Genomic DNA, 23,883 nt, shown 5'->3' with positions numbered 1-23,883 from the left:
ATATGTCCAGACGGTAGACTCCCATCGGGGCTAGATTAGAGTTTTTTGTTTTTATAAGAACTCTTTTCCAAACCCGACAGGTTTTAAAAAACTATCAGGTTTACAGCAAACTATCTTTGCCAAAGATTTTCACAAACTTTGGCAAAAACCTGAAACCTGAAACAAAATTAAAAACCTACTCAAATAAAAAAGGCACAAAACCCAAGTTTCATGCCTTTCAAATATTATATAAACTCTTCCTAGAAAAATCTACTATGCCAACTGTCAGCAGCAGGAACTTCCCAAGATTCGTTGTATTCTTCAATGTTGTTTACAAGATTATTAAAAACAATCGTATTCTCAGATACTGATTTATCTTTAACCATTTTCTTGAAATCAATTAATGGTTTGTGCGCGATATGTTCACCTAGTTTAAAAGTAACATTCATTTTATCTAATAAATCAACGTTGTACTTTTTCTCTAAACTCTGAATAAATTCGACAGAACTATCAATAGAACATCCCGTAGCCGCCTGCACATCCTGATTTACAGCCAGAATAATAAATCGGTTGTATTTTAATTGATACGAGGCTTCTAAACTTGTTCCGTGAGCTGCCCAGCCTTCCACAAAAGCTTTCAGGTCAGTTTCTATTTCAGAAAATTCTTCCTCAGAAAATTTTCTGTTCGATTGATAAATCCAAATTTTGGACTCACCAGGTAAATCTTCAAAAGGTATATACATTTAATTTTAGATTTTAGATTGTTGATTTTAGATTCAAAAGTAGTTTCAGGTTTCAGGTTTCAAGTTAAAAAACTTAGAACCTTAGTAACTTAGAACCTTTCTTAAAGATCTTGTGCATTAGCAATTAACTCAGCGATGTCCATCACTTTTACCTGTCCCTCTTTCTCCTTGTGTTTAATACCATCTGTCAGCATCGTATTGCAAAACGGACAACCCGCTGCAATAATATCCGGCTGAACTGCCAAAGCATCTTCTGTACGCTCTACATTCACTTCTTTGTTTCCCGGTTCGGCATCTTTAAACATTTGTGCTCCACCTGCTCCACAACATAATCCGTTAGCTTTTGAGCGTTTCATTTCGACTAATTCAACATCAAGTTTTTCGATTAAATCTCTTGGCGCTTCATAAATCTTATTGGCTCTTCCTAAATAACAAGGATCATGAAAAGTAATGCGTTTTCCTTTAAACTGACCACCTTCAATAGTTAGTCTTCCATCATCGATCAACGACTTCAGGAACTCAGTATGGTGAACTACTTCATACTGACCACCTAATTCAGGATATTCGTTCTTTAAAGTATTAAAACAATGCGGACAAGCGGTAACAATTTTTTTAGCTTCATAAGCATTCAAAACCTCGATATTCATCATGGCCTGCATCTGAAACAAAAATTCATTTCCGGCACGTTTTGCAGGATCTCCTGTACAACTCTCTTCTGTACCCAGAACTGCAAAAGAAACATTGGTACGATTTAGAATTCGCACAAATGCTTTTGTTATTTTCTTTGCTCTATCATCAAAACTTCCCGCACAACCCACCCAAAACAAAACTTCTGGTTGTTTTCCTTCGGCCAGCATTTCTGCCATTGTTGGTACTACTAAACTTTCTGACATCTCTTTTTATTGTTAAATCGGTTAATGGTTTATTTGGTTAATCGCTCTCATGACATAACCTTTTTACTAACTAAACCGAAATTTATTTTTTTTGATCGATTAAACAGTTAAACAAATAACCTTTTAAACTATTTTAATTCTCATTCTTCCAATTCAACCTGTCTTGCTGATTGTATTGCCAAGGCGCTCCATTATTTTCGATATTCGTCATCATCGCATTTAGCGGCATCGGAGCAGCACTTTGTTCCATCACCAGATAACGACGCATGTCCATAATAATAGACAACGGACTAATATTTACAGGACACTCTTCTACACATGCATTACAGGATGTACAGGCCCATAATTCTTCGGGAGTAATATAATCGTTTAATAATGTTTTGTTATCGGGAACAAAAACACCTTTATTGGCATCTATATTTTTTCCTACTTCCTGCAAACGATCTCTTGTATCCATCATAATCTTACGAGGAGACAATTTTTTACCCGTCTGATTTGCCGGACATGCTGATGTACAACGGCCACATTCCGTACACGTATAAGCATTTAACAACTGAACCCAGTTTAAATCCTGAATATCACTGGCTCCAAACTTGGCCGGAGCAGCGTTTTCATCTACCGGAGCTGCCGCAAAAGGGTCAGCATTTGGATCCATCATTAATTTGACCTCTTTGGTAACCGAAGCTAAATTATCAAACTGTCCTTCCGGATTTAAGTTTGCAAAATATGTATTTGGGAAAGCCAAAAGGATGTGTAAGTGTTTTGAGAAGTACAAATAGTTCATAAAAACTAAAATACCTGCAATATGCAGCCACCAAAAAACCTCAAACAATAATGCAACCAATTCGTTTGACATTCCGTTAAACATTGGTGCAATAAACTGACTTATTGGAAAACTTCCTGCTTTATGAAAATGCGAAAATCCTCCCGGAACATTTTGCAGATGCAAATCTGAAGCATTCATCAATAAGAATAAAAGCATCAAAACTGTTTCGAAGTAAAGAATATAATTGGCGTCACTTTTAGGAAATCCGTTTAAGTCTGAATTGATAAAACGTTTTAACCTGATCACATTTCTTCTGATCCAGAAAACTACAACCGCAAAAATTACAAGTAGTGCCAATATTTCAAAAGAAGCAATCAAAACATCATAAACCACTCCTAAATAAGGAGCAAAAATTCTATGGGTTCCAAACAATCCATCAATAATAATTTCGATCAATTCGATATTAATGATTATAAAACCTACGTATACAAAAATATGAAGTATTCCGGCTACAGGGCGTCTCACCATTTTTGACTGCCCAAGAGCAATCAATGCCATGTTTTTCCAACGTGCTTTAGAATTATCTTTTCGATTTACATCTACTCCTAAATTAATGTTTCGGATGATTTTTTTTACGCTCGATGCAAAAAAACCGAAACCTATTATAAGGAGTATCGCGAATAAAATATTATCTAAATAACTCATTCTTATTCTTTTTTAGTAGTTGAATCTGCCTCTTCTGCCGGCGCCACGTATGGTTTATTTTTCTTTCCAAAAAGAGAAACATTTACATAACGTGTTGGGTACAAACGAACGTCTTGCAATAACAGCTCTAACTCTTTTGAAGTTTTAGCCAAATTATTATACAATGCATCATCGTTTAATAATTTTCCTGCAGTACCTTTTCCTGAGTTTAAGTTACTCATAATACCGTCTACTTTTGCCAGTGTCTGGTTTAGGTTTCTAACTGTTTTTCCTAAATCAGCTTTGCTTAAAGAATCCGATATTTTATTAAAGTTACCTGACATTTTATTAAAGTTTGTCACTACACCGTTGATCTGACCTTTATTAGTATCTAAGATCGTATTAAGAGTTCCGGAAGCTCTGTGAAACTGCTCCATAGTCTGACTCAATTCAGCTAATGATTTTTTCAGATCTTCCTGACCTTTTTTATCCAAAACATTATTTAATCCGGAAACCAGCGTATTAATATTAAGAAGCATTAAATCTAATTTTTGCTGAATAGGCTCAATTTTACCTCCTAAAGATTCTGTTAATCCCAATTCAACAACAGATTCAAGTGTCTGACCATCAACAGCAGGGTCTTTATCCGCAAGGTTAGGAATAATCTTAATTTGTTTTCCTCCAATTAAACTTGGTGAATACAAAGCTGCTTTACTTGTTTTAGAAATTGGAAAATCTGTTTTTAACTGAAGTTCCACCAGTAATTTACCGGTTACTTCATTTATTTTGATTTTACTTACTTTACCTATTGAAAGTCCATTTATAGTAACGGGTGCTGATGCTGACAAATCTTCAACATTATCATATTCTACATATAATGTCTGGTAATTTGTAAAAAGGTCTTTGCCTTTTAGAAAACTATAGCCCCAAATAAATAATAAAATCGACGCGATGACTAAAATAGCCGTTTTAATTTCTCTTGTTAGTTTCAAAATTCTTAGTGTTTTGTACAAAATTAATATAAATATTCGAACAAAAGGCTATTATTTAATCGCCTCTTGAATACTGATTTTCTCTCCGTCTTTATTTGCAATTAAAAAAGCAGCTCCATATCCTTTATCTTTAGCTTCTTCCAAATATTTTTTGGCCGTTGCATAATCCGAAGTTTCCTGATAGAAATATTTGTAAATATTGTTTTCGTACAACATTGTTATATTTTTAAGTCCTTTAAAGTTTTTAGGTTCAAGTGGTGTTTTTTTGATGCTGGCAATAAGCTGTACTTTAAAGAAAATACCTTTTGGCGCATTCTTGGCAACTGCAGCACTTTCGACAATTTTATTTTTTACGGGAGTAGAAGTATCTTTTACTGGTCTTGCTTCAATAGCTTCATTCGATCCTGTACCAAAATATTCTTTTTTATAACTTATAATGGCTTCTGCAATGGCTTTTGCAACGTCATTTTGTCCGTCTTCTGAATTTAGGATATTTCCTTCAGTAGGATTCGAGATAAATCCGGTTTCTACTAAAACTCTTGGCATATAAGCTTTATGAAGTACCATAAATGGTGCTTGTTTTACTCCGCCTTGTCTTAACTTTTTTCCCAGTTTTTCAAAATTATCTTCAATTTTACTTGCCAGTGAGATACTATTGTCTAAATATTCTTCCTGCATTAAGGTCATTCCAATCATTGATTCGGGCGAATTAGGATCGTAACCTTCATATTTACGTTTGTAATCTTTCTCTAAAGTAATTACGGAGTTCTCTTTTTTCGCCGCTTCAAGATTGGATGCTATTTTACTTAAACCCATTACATAAGTCTCAGTTCCGTCAGCAGCGGTATTTTTGTTTGCATTACAGTGAATTGATACAAAAATATTCGAATTGGCTCTGTTTGCAATATTGGCTCTTTCAACTAAATCAATAAAAACATCTGTTTTACGGGTATAAATGACATTGACATTTGGAGTCGCCTCTAAAATTTTCCCCACTTTTAGAACAATAGCCAAAGCAATATTTTTTTCGATCCGTCCGCTGTAAACAGCGCCAAAGTCATGATCTCCATGCCCGGCATCAAGCGTCACCTTAAAAACATTTGACTGGCTGTAGGCACAAAAAGACGATATCATTAGAAAAAAAGTAAATATTACTTTAATTTTGTTAAATATATTCATAAATCTAAAAGTTAATTTTAATAAAACGTAACTGCTATAATTTTTACAATTGATTATTTTTGCCAAAAAATTATATGTAAGTTTGACATGTCAAAAAACAAGCCATAATTTTACAAAAATAGCATTTAAACCTTTGCATACAAACTTATTTAATATCGTTTTATTATCATTTTTCCTAACATTAGGATGTGGTAATTTATATTCGCAAGAGATAAAAAACAAAAAAAAACCTTTACCAGCTGTAAAACAAACAGATAAACCCAAAACTGTTGTTACAGATGACGTGCCTCCTATTGTTGTTGACACTATAAAATTGGATACGGTAAAAGCCAAAAAGAACATTTTAGATGCCGTTACTAAGTACAAAGCTAAGGATTATGCTAAGTACGATAAGAAAGCTAAGACGCTTACTTTATACAACGAGGCAGAATTATACTACAAGGATGTAGAGCTAAAATCCGGAATTATTGTTTTAAATCTGGAAAAAGATGAAGTTTATGCAGGACGTATAAAAGATTCTGCCGGAGTTTTGACGCAATATCCCAATTTTAAACAGGGCGCAAGTGAAGTTCAGCCCGATTCTATCCGTTTTAATTTTAAAACTAAAAAAGCTTTAATCTATAATTCAAGGACAGAACAGGGAGAATTTAAAATAAAAGCTGCCATTACCAAAAAGGAAAATGACTCTGTTTACTTTTTAAAAGGCGCTCGTTTTACCACTTCAAAAGATATCGACGATCCGGAATACTATTTCCAGACCAACAAAGTAAAATTTATTCCTGGCAAAAAGGTAATCACAGGTTTAACGAATATGGTTATTGCTGATGTACCTACTCCTCTTGCCCTGCCTTTTGCTTATTTCCCAATGAGCCAGGAAAAAAGTGTTTCAGGTATTATCATACCTAGTTACAATGACTCTAATACCAGAGGTTTTTCGTTGCAGAATATGGGATACTATTTTGCTCTGAGCGAGAATTATGACTTAACGGTTCTGGCAGATTACTATACCAATGGTAGTTACGCCATGCGTTTTGAATCATCATACGCAGAAAGATATAAGTACAGAGGAAATCTTAACGTTCGTTTTGAAAATTTAATCAGCAGTGAGCGTGGTTATCCCGACTATAGCAAACAAAGCATTTATAATATTCAGTGGTCACACTCAAAAGATACAAAGTCGAATCCTAATTCGAGTTTTTCTGCTTCTGTAAATATGGGTAGCAGTAAATACTTCAAACGATCTATTAATCAGGCAAACATAGGTTCGAACCTGAACAATACGCTAAGTTCCTCGATCTCCTACAACAAAACTTTTAACACTATTCCGCAGGCGCGTATCTCGTTAACAGCAACGCACCAACAAAATACACAAACAGAAGAAATACTGATGACCTTGCCGGCTTTGCAAGCCAGTGTCGATCGTGTATATCCGTTTGTTGGAAAAGATGGTGTTAAAAAAGGATTCATAAAAAACATCAACTTACAATATAACTTAAGCGGTAAAAACAATTTCAAAACAACAGATTCATTGTTTTTTAAACCACAAATGTTCAGGGATGCTCAAATAGGAATGCAGCATAGTATTCCGATTAGTACTAACTTTAAAGTATTCAAATATTTTAGTGCCGGTGCATCTACCAATTATCAGGAAACGTGGGTAACTAAAACAATCGACAGAAACTACGACAATTCTCAGGGTAAAGTCGTAGACAATGTTGTAAACGGATTTGACGCTTACAGAACTTATAATTTCAGTACCAACTTAGGAACTACCATTTACGGTACATTCAATTTTGGAGACGACAAAAGAATTCAGTCTATTCGTCACGTCATGCGTCCAACTGTTACTTATTCTTATACTCCAAGTTTCGACCAGTATTATAACAATTATACTGTTGACGCTTCAGGAAGAATTTCTACGTACTCAAGATTCGACGGCGGTATTTTTGGAGCTCCCGGAAAAAGCAACTCAAACATTGTATCATTTGCATTGAGCAACACTTTTGAAGCCAAAGTAAGAGACAGGGACAGCACAAAAACGGAACCTAAAAAAATAATGCTGCTGAACAACTTAAACTTCAGCACCAGTTATAATTTTAATGCTGACGGAAAAGAAACCTTAGCATGGCAACCGGTTCTTGTAAGTGGTGGAACTCAATTTTTTGACAATAAAATGAATGTCAATTTTGGTGCAACACTAGATCCTTACGCAATCGATAATGGCGGAAAAAGAATCAGCACTTACAACATCGAGAATGGCGGAAGCTTGTTCAGAATGACGAGTGCTAACGTAACTTTAAATTACTCTTTCTCGAATAAGGGATCCGGAAAGGACCAGGATAACAAACAAAGCGAGCGGAATGGTGGTCGTAAGGATGATTTATTTGGAACAAACACGGACTTAAATGACAGCCGAAACAGTCAGTTTGCAAATGAAAAAGATGACGATACGGATGTAATCACTGAATTTTTTAATTCTAAGATCCCATGGGATATGACAATGGCATATTCGCTGACGTATTCGAACGTAAACCGTGAAAATAAAATTACCGGAAACTCTATTATGATTTCTGCCAATATGGATATTACCCCAAAATGGAAGGGCGGAATTTCGACAGGTTATGATTTGGTACAAAAGGGGGTTACTTTTACTCAGTTCCGTTTCGAAAGAGATTTGTTAAGCTGGAGGATGGCTTTTAACTGGAGTCCGCTTGGATTAAACTCAAACTGGAACTTCTTTATCGGAATTAAATCAGGAATGCTTAGCGATATCAAATGGAACAAACGCAGTACTTCTAATCGCTAATACTGCTTTGCTGAACATATAATCTTTTTAGATTGTTTTAAAATTAAGTATAAGTATTTAACCTTACTTTTATAATCATCTTTTACAACTTCAATTTAGTATTTTAAAAACTATTGCTATGAAAAAAATCATCTTTACAGACAAAGCTCCTGCTCCAATTGGCCCATATAACCAAGCTGTATTGTCAGGAAACACACTTTATGCTTCTGGTCAGATTGCTATAAATCCTGCATCGGGAGAAATCATTACAGACAATATCAACGACGAAACTACTCAGGTAATGCAAAATATTGCTGCTATTCTGGAAGCCGCAAACATGACTTTTGAAAATGTGGTAAAAGCAACTATTTTTATTATGGACATGAATAATTTTGCCGCCATAAATACTGTCTACGGATCTTATTTTGACGAAAAAACGGCTCCTGCGCGCGAGACAGTTCAGGTTGCTTGTTTGCCAAAAAATGTAAACGTAGAGATTTCTATAATTGCTGTGCAATAAAAAAATTGTTTCAAGTTTCAGGTTTATCACTTTGAACTAAATTTTAAGCGGATAATTATCGAACAGAACAACTTGAAACATGAAATGGTTAAACAAAAAAAAACCGTTACAAATAATATTGTAACGGTTTTTTTTTATATCAAAAATAGAAATTCTCTATAACTGCAATGCAACAGCATTTAGTAACAACTGGGCAGAAGCTTCATTTGTTGCCAGAGGCACATTATGTACGTCGCAAACACGAATAAGCATATTAATATCGACTTCATGAGCATGGCTCGCTAAGGGATCTTTAAAAAAGAAAACCATTTGCGTTTTACCTTCGGCTACACGCGCAGCAATTTGCGCATCACCTCCCATGGGCCCTGAAAGCATTCTTTTTACCTTAAAACCAGCATTTACAGCTTTGCTTCCGGTAGTTCCTGTTGCAATCAATTTAATATTTTCCTGAAGAAGAAGTGTTTTGTTTTTATTTAAAAACTGAACCATATCTGCTTTCTTACCATCGTGAGCTATAATAGCAATTTCCATATTTACTTTTATTATTGATTAGCAACATGATAAGCAATCAATCCGTCAATAGGTCTTCTTAAAACATTCCCTAATTGAAGCTCATACTTATCAAATATCTCCTGCAATTCATCTTTCAGATAAAAAGCAATAGAACCTACAAAATGAACCGGAACTTCTTTGCAGTTGTCATATTGTTTGATGTAGTTTTTTACGAAAGATTTCATCCCTTTGAAGATGATTTTTCTACAAAACTCTGTGTCTTTATGTTTGATTAAAAACTTGGCAAAAGTTGCTAAATAAGCATTTGGATTTGGCTCTTTATATAATTTATTCTTGATAAAATCAGGATCTAAATCATATTCTTTTTCAAATTCAACAGCCAGTTCTTTAGGCATTTTATTGAAGTAGTATTTTCTGATCAGTTCTTTTCCGAAAACATTTCCGCTACAGTCATCCATAGCAATATATCCTAGTGACTGTACTTTTTGATGCAATACTTTTCCATCAAAATAACTACAGTTAGAACCTGTTCCCAGAATACTCACGATAGCTTCTTCTCCTTTTGGAGTCGTTGCATAAACTGCTGCGTAGGTATCTTCATGAACTTCAACAATAGCGTTTACAAAATACTCCTGGAATATTTGCGAAAGCGCTGTTTTCATTCTGTCAGTTCCACAACCTGCTCCGTAAAAGAACAAATGTGTGGCATTTTTTTTATTTTGTAAAATATCAAATCGGTCATTTAATCTTTCGATAATTTCCGGTCCGTCAAGAATCTCAGGATTTAATCCTAAAGTTTGTGTCGTGAATAATACTTTTCCATTATCATCAATTGCAATCCAATCGGCTTTAGTAGATCCACTGTCAACTATTAATTTCATTTTATTTAGTTTTTGGATTAGTTTTCTTTAGCTAAATAAAAAGTGTGTTTTTTACATTAATTAAAGAAGTAACAAAATAAGAAAAATCCCGTTACTTTGAGATAACGGGATTTCACAAAAATATATAATATTATTTTAAACCTGCGATATGTACAGATAAATCAATTAATTTACTAGAGTATCCATACTCATTATCGTACCAAGATACTAATTTGAAGAAAGTTGAATTTAAACCGATACCTGCAGTAGCATCAACGATTGAAGTTCTTTTATCAGAGATAAAATCCTGAGATACAACTGCATCTTCAGTATATCCTAAGATACCTTTTAATTCATTTTCAGAAGCTTTCTTTAAAACAGCCATAATTTCTTCGTAAGAAGTTTCTTTAGCTACTTTTACAGTTAAATCTACTACAGAAACGTCAGCAGTAGGAACACGGAAAGACATTCCGGTTAATTTTCCATTCAAAGCAGGAATTACTTTTCCAACCGCTTTAGCAGCTCCGGTAGAAGATGGGATGATGTTGATGCTTGCAGCACGTCCACCTCTCCAGTCTTTTCTAGAAGGACCATCAGCAGTCATTTGAGTTGAAGTTGTAGCATGAACAGTTGTCATTAAACCTTCAACAATTTCGAAATTATCGTGAATAACTTTAGCTAAAGGAGCTAAACAGTTTGTAGTACAAGAAGCATTAGAAACAACTAAATCAGTTGCTTTTGCAGATTCGTGGTTTACACCCATTACAAACATTGGGGCATCTGCAGAAGGTGCAGAAATAATTACTTTTTTAGCACCACCTTTAATGTGCTCATTTGCAGTTTCGATAGTTGTGAAGATACCAGTACATTCAGCAACTACATCAACATCAACTTCGTTCCATTTTAAGTCAGCAGGGTTTCTTTCAGCAGTAATACGGATATTTCTTCCATTTACGTAAAGTTTTCCTTCTTTTACTTCTACAGTTCCGTTGAAACGACCGTGAACTGAATCATATTTTAATAAATAAGCTAAGTGATCAACATCTAATAAATCGTTGATTGCAACAACTTCTACATTATCTCTATTGAAAGTTTCTCTAAAAACGATTCTTCCGATACGTCCAAATCCGTTTATTCCTAATTTTACTTTTGACATTTTACTTAATTTTTGCTTTTGTTTTTATTACACTACTTTAAAGTCTAATTTCCTCACAATAAACTTCTTTCCTTTTTAAACTTTTATTTTATGTTGACATGATATCAGATACTCTCAACAATTCTCTATCAATTTCAGATTTTCCTTTGATAGCTTGTTCAAGAGGTGTCAGGGCAACTTTATCTGCCTGAAGACCTACCATGTAATTTGATTTACCTTCGATTAAGGATTCTACTGCTTTTACACCTAAACGGCTTGCAAGAACACGGTCAAAACAAGATGGCGAACCACCACGCTGCATATGTCCTAAAACAGATACTCTTACGTCATACTCCGGTAAATTAGCTTCGACGTAATCTTTTAATTCGAATACGTTTTTACCAATTTTATCTCCTTCAGCAATAACTACTATACTGGATGATTTTCCTGAAGCTTTACTTTTTTGAAGAGAGTCTAACAATCTGTCTAAACCTAAATCTTCTTCAGGAATAAGAATTTCTTCGGCACCGGCTCCAATACCTGCGTTAAGAGCAATGTGACCTGCATCTCTACCCATAACCTCTACAAAAAACAGACGGTTATGCGAACTTGCAGTATCTCTGATTTTATCAATACAATCTACAACAGTATTCAGGGCAGTGTCATATCCTAAAGTATGGCTTGTACCAAAAATATCATTATCAATTGTACCGGGAATTCCCATTACAGGAAAACCATATTCTGAATTAAAAATTAATCCTCCGGTAAAACTTCCGTCACCTCCTATTACCACCAAAGCATCTACTCCGGCTTTCACAAGATTATCGTGCGCTTTTTTTCTACCTTCCGGGGTTCTAAACTCAACTGAACGAGCTGATTTCAGGATCGTTCCGCCTTTGTTTACAATATTATTTACGGTTCGGGGACCCATTTCTTTGAAGTCTCCTTCGATCATTCCCTGATACCCTCTATAAATTCCTATGCATTCTATATTATGATAAGCACATGTTCGAACAACTGATCGTATTGCGGCATTCATTCCAGGTGAGTCTCCTCCCGATGTCAGAACACCAACTTTTTTTATTGTTTTTGGCATTATTTAAGTATTAAAGTGTAAAATTAGCAAACATTCACCACTTTTCGGGTTATGTTTATAATAAATTAATAAAATATGTTAAATTCAAACGTTTTCGTTAATAAGTTTTTCAATAGTAAAAAATTCATTTAAAATAATAAAAGCCACTTATTTTAATTAAATCTTTAAAATTAACAATACATAAATGAAGTGTTATAAAATTTCAAAGGATTTTGCCATTGTAAAAAATAAATGAGCCTCTAAATTTAGCATAAAAAAAACCATTTGCCTCAGCAGATGGTTTCTTTTAAGAATATTTTAAACAAATCCTTTTTAAAAATCGTTATCAGGAATCAAACCTTCATTGTTATTTTGTGGAGGCGGCTTTTTTTCCTCTTCTTTTTTATCGGGTTTCTTTTTGTTTTTTTCAGCGTCTTTTTTATTCGAAAACTTCACAAAATCAGGATTCAGATACGAGTCCTGCAAATCATCTGAAGACGTTTTTATCGCTTTTTCTAACTTATGGTTTTTAAACAATTTATTGACCAGTTCGCTAAAAGTATCAAAATCGACTTCATAAGAAATACCAACTCCCTGCGTATATCCAATTCCCTGCCCTATATAGTTGATATCATTTTCTTTATTAAACAGACGAAGGTTCATTGATCCGTCTTCATTAACCCTGTATAATATTTCGATATCTCCAACAATCGCAGACTCGTTGACACCGCCTATCGGAACTCCTAATTTTCCATTTATGGTAATTCTTTCGTTTACCTGCGAGGTGATATTGGCAACAAACTGACCATCTGCTTCCTGCCCTATTCGTTTGTCAGCAGAGATAAAATTCAGGTCTATATTTATTTTATCATTATCAGATTTAATAATTCCGCCCAGTAAACTTGCCGCCGTTTCAGCAAAAGTTCCGGATAAATCACTTTGATTAAATCCGTCCGGACTCATAAACGATCCTGTCGACAGTAAATACAATGCTTGCGTCTGACGAACATCTTTATCATCTAACTTATATTGTATCTCTGATTTAAGAACATTACTCACTGACGGGAACTGAATATCAAAATTAGGCTCCGGACTTGTTAAATCTCCTCTTAAACCAATTACCACTTCTACCGGTACTTTTTTATTAAAAGAAGAATTCTCTAATAGAACGGCCGGATTAGCAGAGGTCTTATAAATGGCTTCCAGATTCAGTTGGGCTTTCATAGGATTTCCTTCCCAGATAATAGAACCTCCTTTTTTAACTGCGAATTTCTTATCGATCAAACCGCCGTATTTAAAATTATACGTTCCCTCATAGGCCTGGAAATCTCCCCACATATTAAATTTACCCAGTGTATTGATCTTAAACAATAATGATCCGTATCCTTTACCTTTCATACCATGGCCGGAATTACGATCCAGAATTACTTCAACCTCGGCATCCGGAGTAATATCAAAATCAAACTCCAGCTCAAGACCATTATAATTTCTTGTTTTTTCGATAATACCGTTGGCGAGATTGTATTTTTCTTGTGGCGTTACAAAATGTATCCAACTGCTTTCTCCAACGCTTTGTGCATTATTAATAGGTATTTTTACCTCTGTACCTTTCTCTGATTTAGCATCTACTTTTATAAACAGATTTTCTGTGGGGCCTTTTATACTCGCTGTACCATTAATAAATGCAGTACCAAAATAAGCCGCATCTTCACTATCTTTTGTATCCAATGCCAGTAATCGTTTTGATGTAATGGTCAGATCGAGTTTCCAGTCTCCAAAATTATGATGTTCAATACTTCCGTTCAACAATCCCTTAGTATCGTATTTGGTATCTGTTAACTGATTGTTCCTGAATAAAAACTTTTCATCTGTTAAGTCAATAACTGTTCTGTCGCTTAACTCGTAATCGGTATTAAGATACGGAACTGTCATTCCGGCTTTCTCCACATAAAGCCTTCCGTTTATTTCCGGTTTTTTAAGATTACCAACAACTGCGGCATTTCCGGAAACAGAACCTCTGATATTCGATAAAACATCCCCGCCTACTGTACCTAAAGTAGCCAGATTAAATCCTTCGAGTTTTAGGTTTAAGTCTAAGAAAGTCTCTTTGTTTTCGATTGCAAAAGTTCCGTTTGCCCTAAACGACTCCGTAAAACCATTTTGTATCGAAGAGTTTATCGTAAACTTCTTAAAAGTTTCATCTCCTGAAATATCAAATTTTAAAGTTCCCAGATCTACTTTGTTCAGATTGAGATGATCTATAGAAATTGCAGCTGTGGGCTGATAGACATTCTTATTTTGTTTATAATTTATATTCCCGTTCAGATTACCATTAAAAACAAATTTAGAATTCAACGGCGTAATTTTATTGATATCTACATCATCAAAATTCAGCACAATGTCCTTATAATCGTTTCCTTTTATCACTCCGTTCAGATCAATTTTCTGATTTTCATGTGATAAAACAATATTATCAATGGTAAAGTTTTTAAAGAACTGATCAAAAACAATCTGATTGTCTTTTTCCTCATTTTCATTTAAATACCACAAATAGTCTTTAAATTTCATTTCAGATTTCTTGATCCCTACAATGTTATTTTTATTTTTATCGATGGTATGGTATAAATCCAGATTGAAATAATCTTCTCCTTTACTTCCTCCTTTAAATTCAGAACGAACAAACAAAGTATCTTTTGAGGTTACATTGATTAAATTAAAATCACGTATTTTATAATATGGCGTTTTGATACTGTCTAACTCAACATAAGCATTATAAAGTGCATTTTTATTATCAATATTAATTCGGATATTATCGAATGTATTTTTTGCAGCTGTAATTTTCTGGGACTTAAACCTGAACTTAAACTCCCCTAAATCAGCATCAATTTTTCCACGCACAACCGTAGAGGAATCAATATTAATCTCAGGATACAGCATTTCTACCACTTTATCATAAACATGGAAATTGAAACGCAAAAACTGTCCTTTCTTGACTTTATAAGGTTTGTAGTTGGTATAAAGACTTCCAACGGAATTCATTACAAGTTTGTCTAATTGCCCAAACTGGAACTTACCGACGATTTCCCCATTTACAACATCATTGGAACTAATGGTGATGGTACGCAATTTATCAGCGTCGAAATTTGAGTTTACCGTTATTTCATCAAAGGCATAAGTGGCTTTTGGATTCTGAAAAACGGCATCCCTGATTGAAACTGTCCCCTGAAGGTTTTCGATAGAATTTCCTGTAACTGCAACCACAGCATCTCCTCTGAAATGTGCAATAGAATCATTTAGAAATTTCAGCTTTCGCAAATCGGCATTTTCGACATTAATATGAAAATCGTACTTACTTTCTCGTTTACTCAGATCGACCAAACCATCAAATGTCAAACTTAAATTTGGATCATTTACTGCAACCTGCCCTTTATAATACGGAAGTTTAAAGTTTCCGTTTATTTCGATATTATTATAGGTGTATTTATTATAATCCAGTTTCGATATATCTCCTTTTATAATTGTATTCAGATATTTCTCTGTAAAACCAACCCCATCAATATCCAGATTCAAAGTGGTTTTACCAATATCTTTTCGATTCAGCAAATCCCCAATATTAAAGTTGTCTAAAATAATATTTCCGTCGTAAGACGCTTTATCAATAAAATCGATGTTGTTCATGTGCAATTTTGCCTGCCCATTCCCCAAATCAGTACTCATTTTAAAATCAGCATCTAAAGCAGTTGTCGAGACTTTTGCTTTTCCCACGATATTAAACCTGCCTACTCTTTGCATTTCTTTCGGAAGTTTTTTACCTAAAATTCCAGGCAATATAACCACTAAGTTATCATAACTGGAAATTAACCGGTCAAACTTACCGTCCATAGCAAATTTCTGGGTTTTGCTTCCTAAAAGATTTTTGAAATTAATTGTTCCGCTGATCTTTGAGCCGTTTGTATCCGTTAAATTAAGATGTCTTAAATTAAGATCATTCAACGTTCCTTTGATCTTTGTTTTTATTTTAAAATGCTGGTTTTTACCCAATCCATCATAAAAATAACGGATATCATTTGAAGCAAGTGAGGCGGAATCAAGCGCCACATTGAACTTTACTTTATCTGTAAAATTAAGAAAATCCTCTACTTTATAGTTTAGGATAGCTTGTCCGTAAATCCAGGATCTTTTGGTTTTTATGGCCAGATTATCGACTTTGATCTGTTTTTTTGTATAGCTGAACTTACCCGCAAAATTAGACACGTACAAACCACGATGATCTAAAAAAGAGAATCTGTGAATGGTAGTATTGACATCCGGTCCGTATAATTTGAAGTCACTTATATACGCGTTCAGCTTTTTGAAATCCAGAAACCTGGAATTATTTTTGTTTTCATCCACAACAGAAAATGCTCCTTTGGAGATATAGGCATTTCTGGCGGTCAATAAAAAGTGTTTGTCTGATTTTGTTTTCTTTCCGGTTTCAAACAATTTAATAAATTTGTTAATGTTGTTTTCGTCCTCGTTTTTATAGGTTTTTAAATTAAAAATCATACCAGTTAAACGAATATCCCCAAAAAGCAAATCGCCTTCCATTAATCTCTGAATGCTTAAAATATCAGTGTTAATGATATCAGAGTAGATCAGGGTTTTCTTGTGATGATCTAAAATGAGCACCTTCTTGAGTTTTACACCTCCAAAAATATTGATGGCAACTTTATCGACACTAATATTCGTTTTGAAATCTGTGTTTAAAGTTTCAGTAATATAATGTGCGATTTTAGTCTGCACAACGGGCAAAGCCAGAATGATAGCGAGTGCTAACAAAAGTAAAATCAACCCAATTAGGGTTCGTGATATTATTTTCTTTACTTTTTTGATAGCTGCTTTTATTTTAGTTTTCTTTTAAATTTATTTTGAACAGGCAAAGAACGACTGTTTTTGATAAAAATTCTTTAATTTTGGCTTCTCCTTATAATCAAAGAAAATCAAATATTTGATTTGTCAAATATAATTCAAAATTCGTGCCTTTATATGCAAAATTCAGAGGTTTTTATTCTTGCCATCGAAAGTTCATGCGATGATACTGCTGCCGCGGTTTTACATAACGACAAAGTACTCTCAAATGTTGTGGCCAATCAGTTAATTCACAATCAATATGGTGGTGTTGTTCCCGAATTGGCTTCGAGAGCACATCAGCAAAATATTGTTCCGGTAATTGATGCAGCGCTTCGTAAAGCAAATGTACAAAAAGATCAATTAACTGCCATTGCCTTTACACAAGGTCCCGGCTTAATGGGTTCATTACTTGTAGGGAGTTCTTTTAGCAAATCATTATCACTCGCGCTAAAAATTCCGTTAATCGCTGTCAATCACATGCATGCGCATATTTTGGCGCATTTTATAGATGAAGAAGGCTATGACAAACCTGAATTTCCGTTTTTGGCTTTAACTATTAGTGGAGGCCATACTCAGATCGTGAAAGTAAACGGCTTTTTTGACATGGAGATTATTGGTGAGACCACTGATGATGCGGTTGGTGAAGCTTTTGACAAGAGTGCCAAAATTTTGGGACTTCCTTATCCGGGCGGACCTTTGATCGATAAATATGCTCAATTGGGAAATCCAAAAGCATTTGCTTTTACCAAACCTAAAGTTCCCGGACTGGATTTTAGTTTTTCCGGATTAAAAACAGCAATTTTATATTTCATACAAAAGAAAAAACTGGAGAACCCTAATTTTATTGAGGAAAACCTGAATGATATTTGCGCTTCTATTCAATATACTATTATCGAAATTTTGATGGATAAATTGAAATTAGCAGTTGCAGCAACCGGAATCAAACAAATTGCCATTGGCGGAGGCGTTTCGGCAAATTCAGGAATCAGAACAAAACTTAAAGAAACCGAAGGGAAATACGGTTGGAAAACTTTTATTCCAAAATTCGAATACACTACCGATAACGCTGCAATGATAGGAATTGTAGGATATCAAAAATATTTATCAAGTCGTTTTGAAACTTCAGCAGTAGTTTCTAAAGCGCGAATTCAATTTTAATTATGCAATTATTTTACAATCCTGATATTGATGAATCAACGGAATCTTTTTCTTTTGATAAAGAAGAAAGCCGACACATTATAAAGGTTTTACGAAAGAAAGATTCTGACATCTTACATGTTACAAACGGTTCGGGTTTATTATTCGAAACTGAAATTACCCTGGCATCTGATAATAAATGTATTGTACAGGTACTTTCGATTAAAAAAACGGCTGAGCCAAAATTCCGTTTGCATCTGGCAGTTGCGCCCACCAAAATGAACGATCGTTTTGAATGGTTTTTAGAGAAAGCTACTGAAATTGGAATTCAGGAAATCACGCCTATTATTTGCGATCGCTCTGAGCGAAAGGTGATTAATCAGGAACGTTTTGAGAAGATTATTTTATCGGCAATGAAACAATCTAACGAAACGTATCTGCCAAAACTAAATGAAGCCATTTCGTTTAAGGAATTCGTTAAACAAAAAAACGAAGGCCTGCAACTGATCGCACATTGTGAGGAAACAGATAAAAAATCACTGAAAGATATCCTGAAACCAAACGAAAGTGTAACAATGCTTATTGGTCCTGAAGGCGATTTTTCTGAAAAAGAAATTGCACTGGCTTTAGAAAATAATTATCAGCCTGTAACTTTAGGAAATACACGTTTAAGAACTGAAACCGCTGCAATTGTAGCCTGTCATAGTGTGGTGTTTTTTAATGAAAGTTCGAATTAATTGATGCTAAACTAGCTATGAAAAAAATATTTCTCTTGTTTTTATTCGTTTCTATTTCTTCATTTTCACAAGAAATTGCTTTGCTAAAATACAGCGGTGGTGGCGATTGGTACGGAAACCCAACTTCGCTGCCTAACTTAATTAAGTTTTGCAATGCGAACATTAATACGCGAATAAAAGCGAAACCTTCGACTGTGGAACCAAGTAATCCTGATTTGCTTTCGTACCCTTTTGTACATATGACGGGACACGGAAACGTCGTTTTTAGTGATGCTGATGTAAGTAATCTTAGAAATTATCTTAATGGTGGCGGTTTTCTTCATATTGATGACAATTACGGAATGGACCAATACATTCGAAAAGAAATAAAAAAAATATTTCCTAATAATAATTTAATCGAAATTCCGGCGAATCATCCTATTTTCCAGAAACCTTATCCTTTTCCGAACGGATTACCTAAAATTCACGAACACGATGGGACGCGTGCTCAGGCTTTTGGAATTTTCGTAGAAAATAAATTAGTCCTCCTATATACGTACGAGTGCGATTTGGGCGATGGCTGGGAAGATGCCGAGGTTCATAACGATCCCATTGCTGTTAGAGAGAAGGCCTTAAAAATGGGTGCCAACATTATCAATTATATTTTTACCAACTAAATTGATATTATTTTAAACACATAGAAACATAGCTTTGTAATCTCAATAAAGGCGTTTCACTTATTTAAAATACACAGAGATAGAAAAGCTATGTGAAAGAAATATATTTCTTTTTGTCTTCTTTATTCAAAATTAAATCTATGTTTCTATGTGTTTAAATAAAAGTTTACAAATAATACAAACCAATCTTAAATTTTAAAAAGTGCAACTTACTCACGAAGAAAATCAATTTGAACGAAAAACGTTTCCGATAACATTGGTTTGCGATCATATTTATTTTCAGCAAAATATAGGTTCTCTTTTTAGAATCAGCGAAGCTTTTGGGGTCGAGAATATTATTTTTTTAGGAAAAGATATTCCGCTAACACCCAGAAAAATCAATAAAACTTCCCGAAGCACGCATCTTCATGTGCCTTATACTATAATTGAAAAAACAGCAGGACTTGTTGACTTTTTACTTCAAAACAACTTTGAAATCATTGCTTTGGAAATTGCCAGCAACAGTAAACCTCTAAAAGAAGTTGTGATTCCTGATAATAAAAAAATTGCACTTTTGATAGGAAGTGAAATTGACGGAATATCAGACGAACTTTTAAAAATTTCGAACCAAATTGTGCACATCAACATGTTCGGAAAAAACTCCAGTATGAATGTTGTACAAGCTGCCAGTATTGCTTTGTATGAGATTACCAGCTTCTAATTTTTTGATCTAAATATTGTTAAATTTCAACTGATTAGAAAATAGTCTTCAAAAAAACTATCCAAAACCTCGATTAAAAGCAAATAAATACGTTAAAATACATTTTAAAAAACAATAATTAAGAAAAAACATATTAAAAATAAAGTTGCTATTTTTGTAAGAACTAGATTATACAAGGGTTTATAAATTTCTGACAAATAAATCGTTATAAAAATTTGGCTACAAAATGATTTTGTTATAAAATTGCGGAACAAACAACCAAATGTAATTTTTTATAACAAAAACCCAAGTTATTATGAAAAAAATTCTTATTTCCGCGGTAACAGCCTTATTGCTGTTTTCTTGTCAAAATGACCAATCAGAATCAACAGATTCAGAAGCAACAGCTGCATCGACGCGCCGCGCATGTGCATCACAACAAGTTTTAGATGATCAACTGAGAGCTGATCCTACTTTAGCCATCAGAATGAATGAAATCGAGGCTTTTACCAACAAGAGTATCCTTACTAATCGTCTTGTAAATGGTAAAATCGAAATTCCTGTTGTCGTGAATGTTTTATACAGAACGGCGGCACAAAACATTTCTGATGCACAAATTCAATCCCAAATTGATGTCTTAAACAAAGATTTCAATGCATTAAATTCAGATTACAATAGTGTACCCGCTTTATTCTCTGGTGTAAAAGCGAATGTTGGAATTACATTTGTGCTGGATCAGATTATTAGAAAATCTACTACCAAAACTTCATGGGGTACCAATGACGCAATGAAAAAAGTCGCTCAGGGTGGTTTAGCACCTACTTCGCCTGCCACAAAACTTAATTTATGGGCGTGTGCCATTGGCGGCGGAATACTAGGATATGCCCAATTTCCGGGTGGAGCTGCTGCTACAGACGGAGTTGTAATTGATTCTAAATACTTTGGTTTGTCCGGTGCCGCAAATGCTCCTTTTAATTTAGGGCGTACAGGTACTCACGAAGTAGGCCACTGGATGAATTTACGTCATATCTGGGGAGACGCTAATTGCGGAAGCGATTTAGTTTCTGACACTCCAACTCATAATGAAGAAAATTACGGTGTACCTGCCTATCCGCATTACAGCACATGTACGGGAACTCCTGTAGAAATGACTATGAACTATATGGATTATGTTGATGATAATGCCATGTACATGTTCTCACAAGGGCAAAAAAACAGAATGGCTGCTATATTTGTTACAGGTGGCCCGAGAGCTGCATTTGGAATCTAAAAAAACAGATTAAAAAAATAAGTTGAAAAGCGGGATGATATCATCTCGCTTTTTTTTATTTACCTCCCTGCTTTAAAAGCTTTTTTCCTATATTTATATCCTAAAATCGAAACATGATAACATCAAAAATCATTTCTAACGGAATACTAAGAGCTTTAGCAACAATTATTGTGATTCTGAGCATTTTATATTTTCTGTATGAAATACAAACTGTAATAGTATACTTGTGCATCTCACTGCTTTTGTGCCTTCTTGCCAATCCTTTGATACAATTTTTAAAGAATAAATTAAAATTCAGCAACTCCTTAGCTGCTACCACGGCTCTTATTCTTTTTATATTGTCGATAGTGGGCTTTATATTATTATTTGTACCACTAATTATTACACAGGCCAATAATTTATCTTTACTGGACACGCAGAGTTTACAACAGCAATTTATTGAAACTGAAAAAAGTATAGAAGCTTATTTCAATATTCAGAATGTGGATTTGAATAAGGTTCTGAAAGATTCTAAAATCACATCTATAATTGATTTTACCTATTTTACAGGTTTTCTAAATTCAATTTTAGGATTTATGGCCAATATGGGAATGGGTTTAGTATCTGTATTCTTTATCACCTTTTTCTTTATTAAAGATCAGGAATCCTTTAAGGTAACTGCCCGAAAAATACTTCCTGATACAAATGAAGATAAGATTATAAATTCTATTACTAAGATCAATCACTTTTTAACCCGTTATTTTATTGGTTTGCTGCTTCAGCTAACAGTTGTATTTATTTTATATCTAATTGTTCTGGTCATCTTTGGTAACAAAAATGCCTTTGTAATTGCCTTCTTATGTGCCATTTTGAATATTATTCCATATATAGGACCTATCATTGGAACTACTTTGGCCGGGATTTTAACGATGATCAGTATGATTGGCAGCGATTTTCAAACCGAAATCCTTCCGAAAACAATATATGTTATCATCGGATTTTTACTGGTTCAGGCAATTGATAATAATGTGAGTCAGCCTATAATTTCATCAAAAAGTGTAAATTCGCATCCGTTAGAAATATTCCTCGTTACTTTGATTAGTGGAATTACTTTTGGGATCGTTGGGATGATTATTGCTATTCCTGTTTTTACGATGGTAAAGGTAATTTTGAAAGAATTTTTTCCTAACAATAAAATTGTCTCCGTATTAACCGAAAGAATTTAACAGTGAACACTTCTATTTTGCACCAAAATATTCAGGATTTTATAACTCTGAATATTGGTGTACCGATTGCAAAATTAGCTCTTCAGAAAAATCCGTTTCCTGAAACTGACTGGATTCTAATTTTAAATCAAATAGAAGCCAAGTCGAAAGCCAAGGATAAATTACCTTCCTGGTTTTTGACTGAAAATATCATTTATCCCAGTAAAATTTCTGTTGAACAAACCTCATCTGAAAAAACAGCGGCTTATAAGGCGTCTTTGGTTTCCGGTGAAAGTTTAATCGATCTTACCGGAGGTTTTGGTGTGGATGATTATTACTTTGCCAAAAAAATCAAAAACATAGCGCATTGCGAAATAAACGAAGATTTATCTGCCATTGTGCAGCATAATTTCAAACAGCTTAATGTGAATAATTGTACCTTTTATGCGAAGGATTCAACTCATGTATTAAACGAACTGAACCAGAAATGGGATTGGATCTATATTGATCCTTCACGCAGAAATGATGCAAAGGGCAAAGTTTTCATGCTGAAAGACTGTTTGCCGAATGTTCCTGATTTATTGGATTTTTATTTTGAAAAAACAGATTCTATTTTAATCAAAACGGCTCCTTTACTGGATCTGTCAGCTGCTTTATCCGAACTTAAATTCGTTAAAAACATTCATATTATTGCACTTGAAAATGAAGTAAAGGAATTGCTTTTTGAAATTCATAAACATTACTCAGGCAAAATAACGATCAAAACAGCTAATTTATTAAAGGATAAAATAGAATCTTTTGAATTTCTGTTAGATGACGAAACTGTATCTGCGCATTATCACCTGCCGCAAAAGTATGTCTATGAACCTAATGCCGCTATTATGAAATCGGGCGGTTTTGATGAAGTAAGTGCTATTTTTACTATCAATAAACTTCACAAACACTCTCATTTATATACTTCAGATGATTTAATTGATTTTCCGGGACGTACTTTTCAAATTGAAAAAGTGATTCCGTACAGCAAAAACGAAATGAAAATTGCACTCTCTAATCAGCAAGCCAATATCACGACACGAAATTTTCCGGAGACGGTAGAAAACATCCGCAAGAAGTGGAAAATAAAAAATGGCGGAAATTTGTATTGTTTTTTTACAACTGATAAAAATGATAGCAAAATAGTTTTAATTTGCAGAAAAATTACTTAAA

The 23,883-nt window shown here is 34.2% G+C and carries 19 protein-coding genes; 9 read left to right on the top strand and 10 right to left on the bottom strand.

The annotated features are described in order from the left end of the window. Window positions 1-239: 239 nt before the first annotated feature. From B0A67_RS11110 to B0A67_RS11090, 5 genes are all read right to left on the bottom strand, one after another. A complete protein-coding gene (locus B0A67_RS11110; RefSeq protein WP_072959947.1) occupies window positions 240-722 on the bottom strand; it encodes an ABC transporter ATPase in 483 nt (160 codons plus the stop codon). Between the two features lie 101 nt (window positions 723-823). Then, window positions 824-1,615 (bottom strand): (Fe-S)-binding protein, encoded by a 792-nt coding sequence (locus B0A67_RS11105; RefSeq protein ID WP_072959950.1) that lies wholly within the window; start codon window positions 1,613-1,615, stop codon window positions 824-826. 133 nt (window positions 1,616-1,748) lie between these two features. Further along, a complete protein-coding gene (locus tag B0A67_RS11100) occupies window positions 1,749-3,086 on the bottom strand; it encodes a (Fe-S)-binding protein (RefSeq protein ID WP_072959953.1) in 1,338 nt (445 codons plus the stop codon). Between the two features lie 2 nt (window positions 3,087-3,088). Continuing rightward, entirely contained in the window at window positions 3,089-4,057 is a 969-nt protein-coding gene (locus B0A67_RS11095; RefSeq protein ID WP_072959955.1) for an MlaD family protein, read from the bottom strand. A gap of 51 nt (window positions 4,058-4,108) precedes the next feature. Then, on the bottom strand, window positions 4,109-5,236 hold the full coding sequence (locus tag B0A67_RS11090) for an N-acetylmuramoyl-L-alanine amidase family protein (protein ID WP_072960396.1): 1,128 nt from the start codon (window positions 5,234-5,236) through the stop codon (window positions 4,109-4,111). Window positions 5,237-5,318: 82 nt separating this feature from the next. Here B0A67_RS11090 and B0A67_RS11085 point away from each other — a divergent pair, with 82 nt between their 5' ends. Together B0A67_RS11085 and B0A67_RS11080 are read left to right on the top strand one after the other, a co-directional pair. Further along, window positions 5,319-8,042 carry a putative LPS assembly protein LptD gene (locus B0A67_RS11085; protein WP_072960399.1) on the top strand — a complete coding sequence of 908 codons (2,724 nt, stop codon included), beginning with the start codon at window positions 5,319-5,321 and terminating at the stop codon, window positions 8,040-8,042. 118 nt (window positions 8,043-8,160) lie between these two features. Beyond that, window positions 8,161-8,541, top strand: coding sequence for a RidA family protein (locus B0A67_RS11080; RefSeq protein ID WP_072959958.1), 381 nt, complete (start codon window positions 8,161-8,163; stop codon window positions 8,539-8,541). A gap of 156 nt (window positions 8,542-8,697) precedes the next feature. Here the strand turns inward: B0A67_RS11080 and B0A67_RS11075 are convergent, their stop codons facing one another. The 5 genes from B0A67_RS11075 to B0A67_RS11055 all read right to left on the bottom strand — a co-directional run bounded on the left by B0A67_RS11075 (window position 8,698) and on the right by B0A67_RS11055 (window position 16,942). Continuing rightward, complete coding sequence (locus tag B0A67_RS11075) at window positions 8,698-9,072, bottom strand: methylglyoxal synthase (RefSeq protein WP_072959961.1); 375 nt, start codon at window positions 9,070-9,072, stop codon at window positions 8,698-8,700. An 11-nt stretch (window positions 9,073-9,083) separates the two neighbouring features. Beyond that, window positions 9,084-9,935 carry an N-acetylglucosamine kinase gene (locus B0A67_RS11070; protein ID WP_072959964.1) on the bottom strand — a complete coding sequence of 284 codons (852 nt, stop codon included), beginning with the start codon at window positions 9,933-9,935 and terminating at the stop codon, window positions 9,084-9,086. A gap of 130 nt (window positions 9,936-10,065) precedes the next feature. Then, complete coding sequence (gene gap / locus B0A67_RS11065) at window positions 10,066-11,070, bottom strand: type I glyceraldehyde-3-phosphate dehydrogenase (protein WP_065450328.1); 1,005 nt, start codon at window positions 11,068-11,070, stop codon at window positions 10,066-10,068. An 88-nt stretch (window positions 11,071-11,158) separates the two neighbouring features. After that, window positions 11,159-12,145 carry a 6-phosphofructokinase gene (gene pfkA, locus B0A67_RS11060; protein ID WP_072959967.1) on the bottom strand — a complete coding sequence of 329 codons (987 nt, stop codon included), beginning with the start codon at window positions 12,143-12,145 and terminating at the stop codon, window positions 11,159-11,161. A 312-nt stretch (window positions 12,146-12,457) separates the two neighbouring features. Beyond that, the gene (locus tag B0A67_RS11055; protein ID WP_242670951.1) at window positions 12,458-16,942 is read right to left on the bottom strand and encodes a translocation/assembly module TamB domain-containing protein; all 4,485 of its coding nucleotides are present in this window, start codon (window positions 16,940-16,942) and stop codon (window positions 12,458-12,460) included. A gap of 207 nt (window positions 16,943-17,149) precedes the next feature. Here B0A67_RS11055 and tsaD point away from each other — a divergent pair, with 207 nt between their 5' ends. From tsaD to B0A67_RS11020, 7 genes are all read left to right on the top strand, one after another. After that, window positions 17,150-18,172, top strand: coding sequence for a tRNA (adenosine(37)-N6)-threonylcarbamoyltransferase complex transferase subunit TsaD (gene tsaD, locus B0A67_RS11050; protein WP_072959971.1), 1,023 nt, complete (start codon window positions 17,150-17,152; stop codon window positions 18,170-18,172). A 2-nt stretch (window positions 18,173-18,174) separates the two neighbouring features. Beyond that, the gene (locus tag B0A67_RS11045; protein ID WP_072959974.1) at window positions 18,175-18,888 is read left to right on the top strand and encodes a 16S rRNA (uracil(1498)-N(3))-methyltransferase; all 714 of its coding nucleotides are present in this window, start codon (window positions 18,175-18,177) and stop codon (window positions 18,886-18,888) included. 17 nt (window positions 18,889-18,905) lie between these two features. Next, the gene (locus tag B0A67_RS11040; RefSeq protein WP_072959977.1) at window positions 18,906-19,544 is read left to right on the top strand and encodes a DUF4159 domain-containing protein; all 639 of its coding nucleotides are present in this window, start codon (window positions 18,906-18,908) and stop codon (window positions 19,542-19,544) included. Between the two features lie 202 nt (window positions 19,545-19,746). After that, window positions 19,747-20,244, top strand: coding sequence for a TrmH family RNA methyltransferase (locus B0A67_RS11035; protein WP_072959980.1), 498 nt, complete (start codon window positions 19,747-19,749; stop codon window positions 20,242-20,244). Window positions 20,245-20,539: 295 nt separating this feature from the next. Next, a complete protein-coding gene (locus B0A67_RS11030) occupies window positions 20,540-21,493 on the top strand; it encodes a zinc metalloprotease (protein WP_072959984.1) in 954 nt (317 codons plus the stop codon). A 113-nt stretch (window positions 21,494-21,606) separates the two neighbouring features. Beyond that, window positions 21,607-22,698, top strand: a complete 1,092-nt coding sequence (locus B0A67_RS11025) for an AI-2E family transporter (protein ID WP_072959987.1) — start codon at window positions 21,607-21,609, stop codon at window positions 22,696-22,698. Window positions 22,699-22,700: 2 nt separating this feature from the next. Next, a complete protein-coding gene (locus B0A67_RS11020; RefSeq protein WP_072959990.1) occupies window positions 22,701-23,882 on the top strand; it encodes a THUMP-like domain-containing protein in 1,182 nt (393 codons plus the stop codon). Window position 23,883 lies beyond the last annotated feature (1 nt).

Origin of the sequence: Flavobacterium aquidurense (genome assembly GCF_002217195.1) — a bacterium.
Classification (GTDB): Bacteria; Bacteroidota; Bacteroidia; order Flavobacteriales; family Flavobacteriaceae; genus Flavobacterium; species Flavobacterium frigidimaris.
The sequence above is the reverse complement of the archived record's forward strand: the minus strand, read 5'-3'. Positions and strand labels throughout refer to the sequence as shown.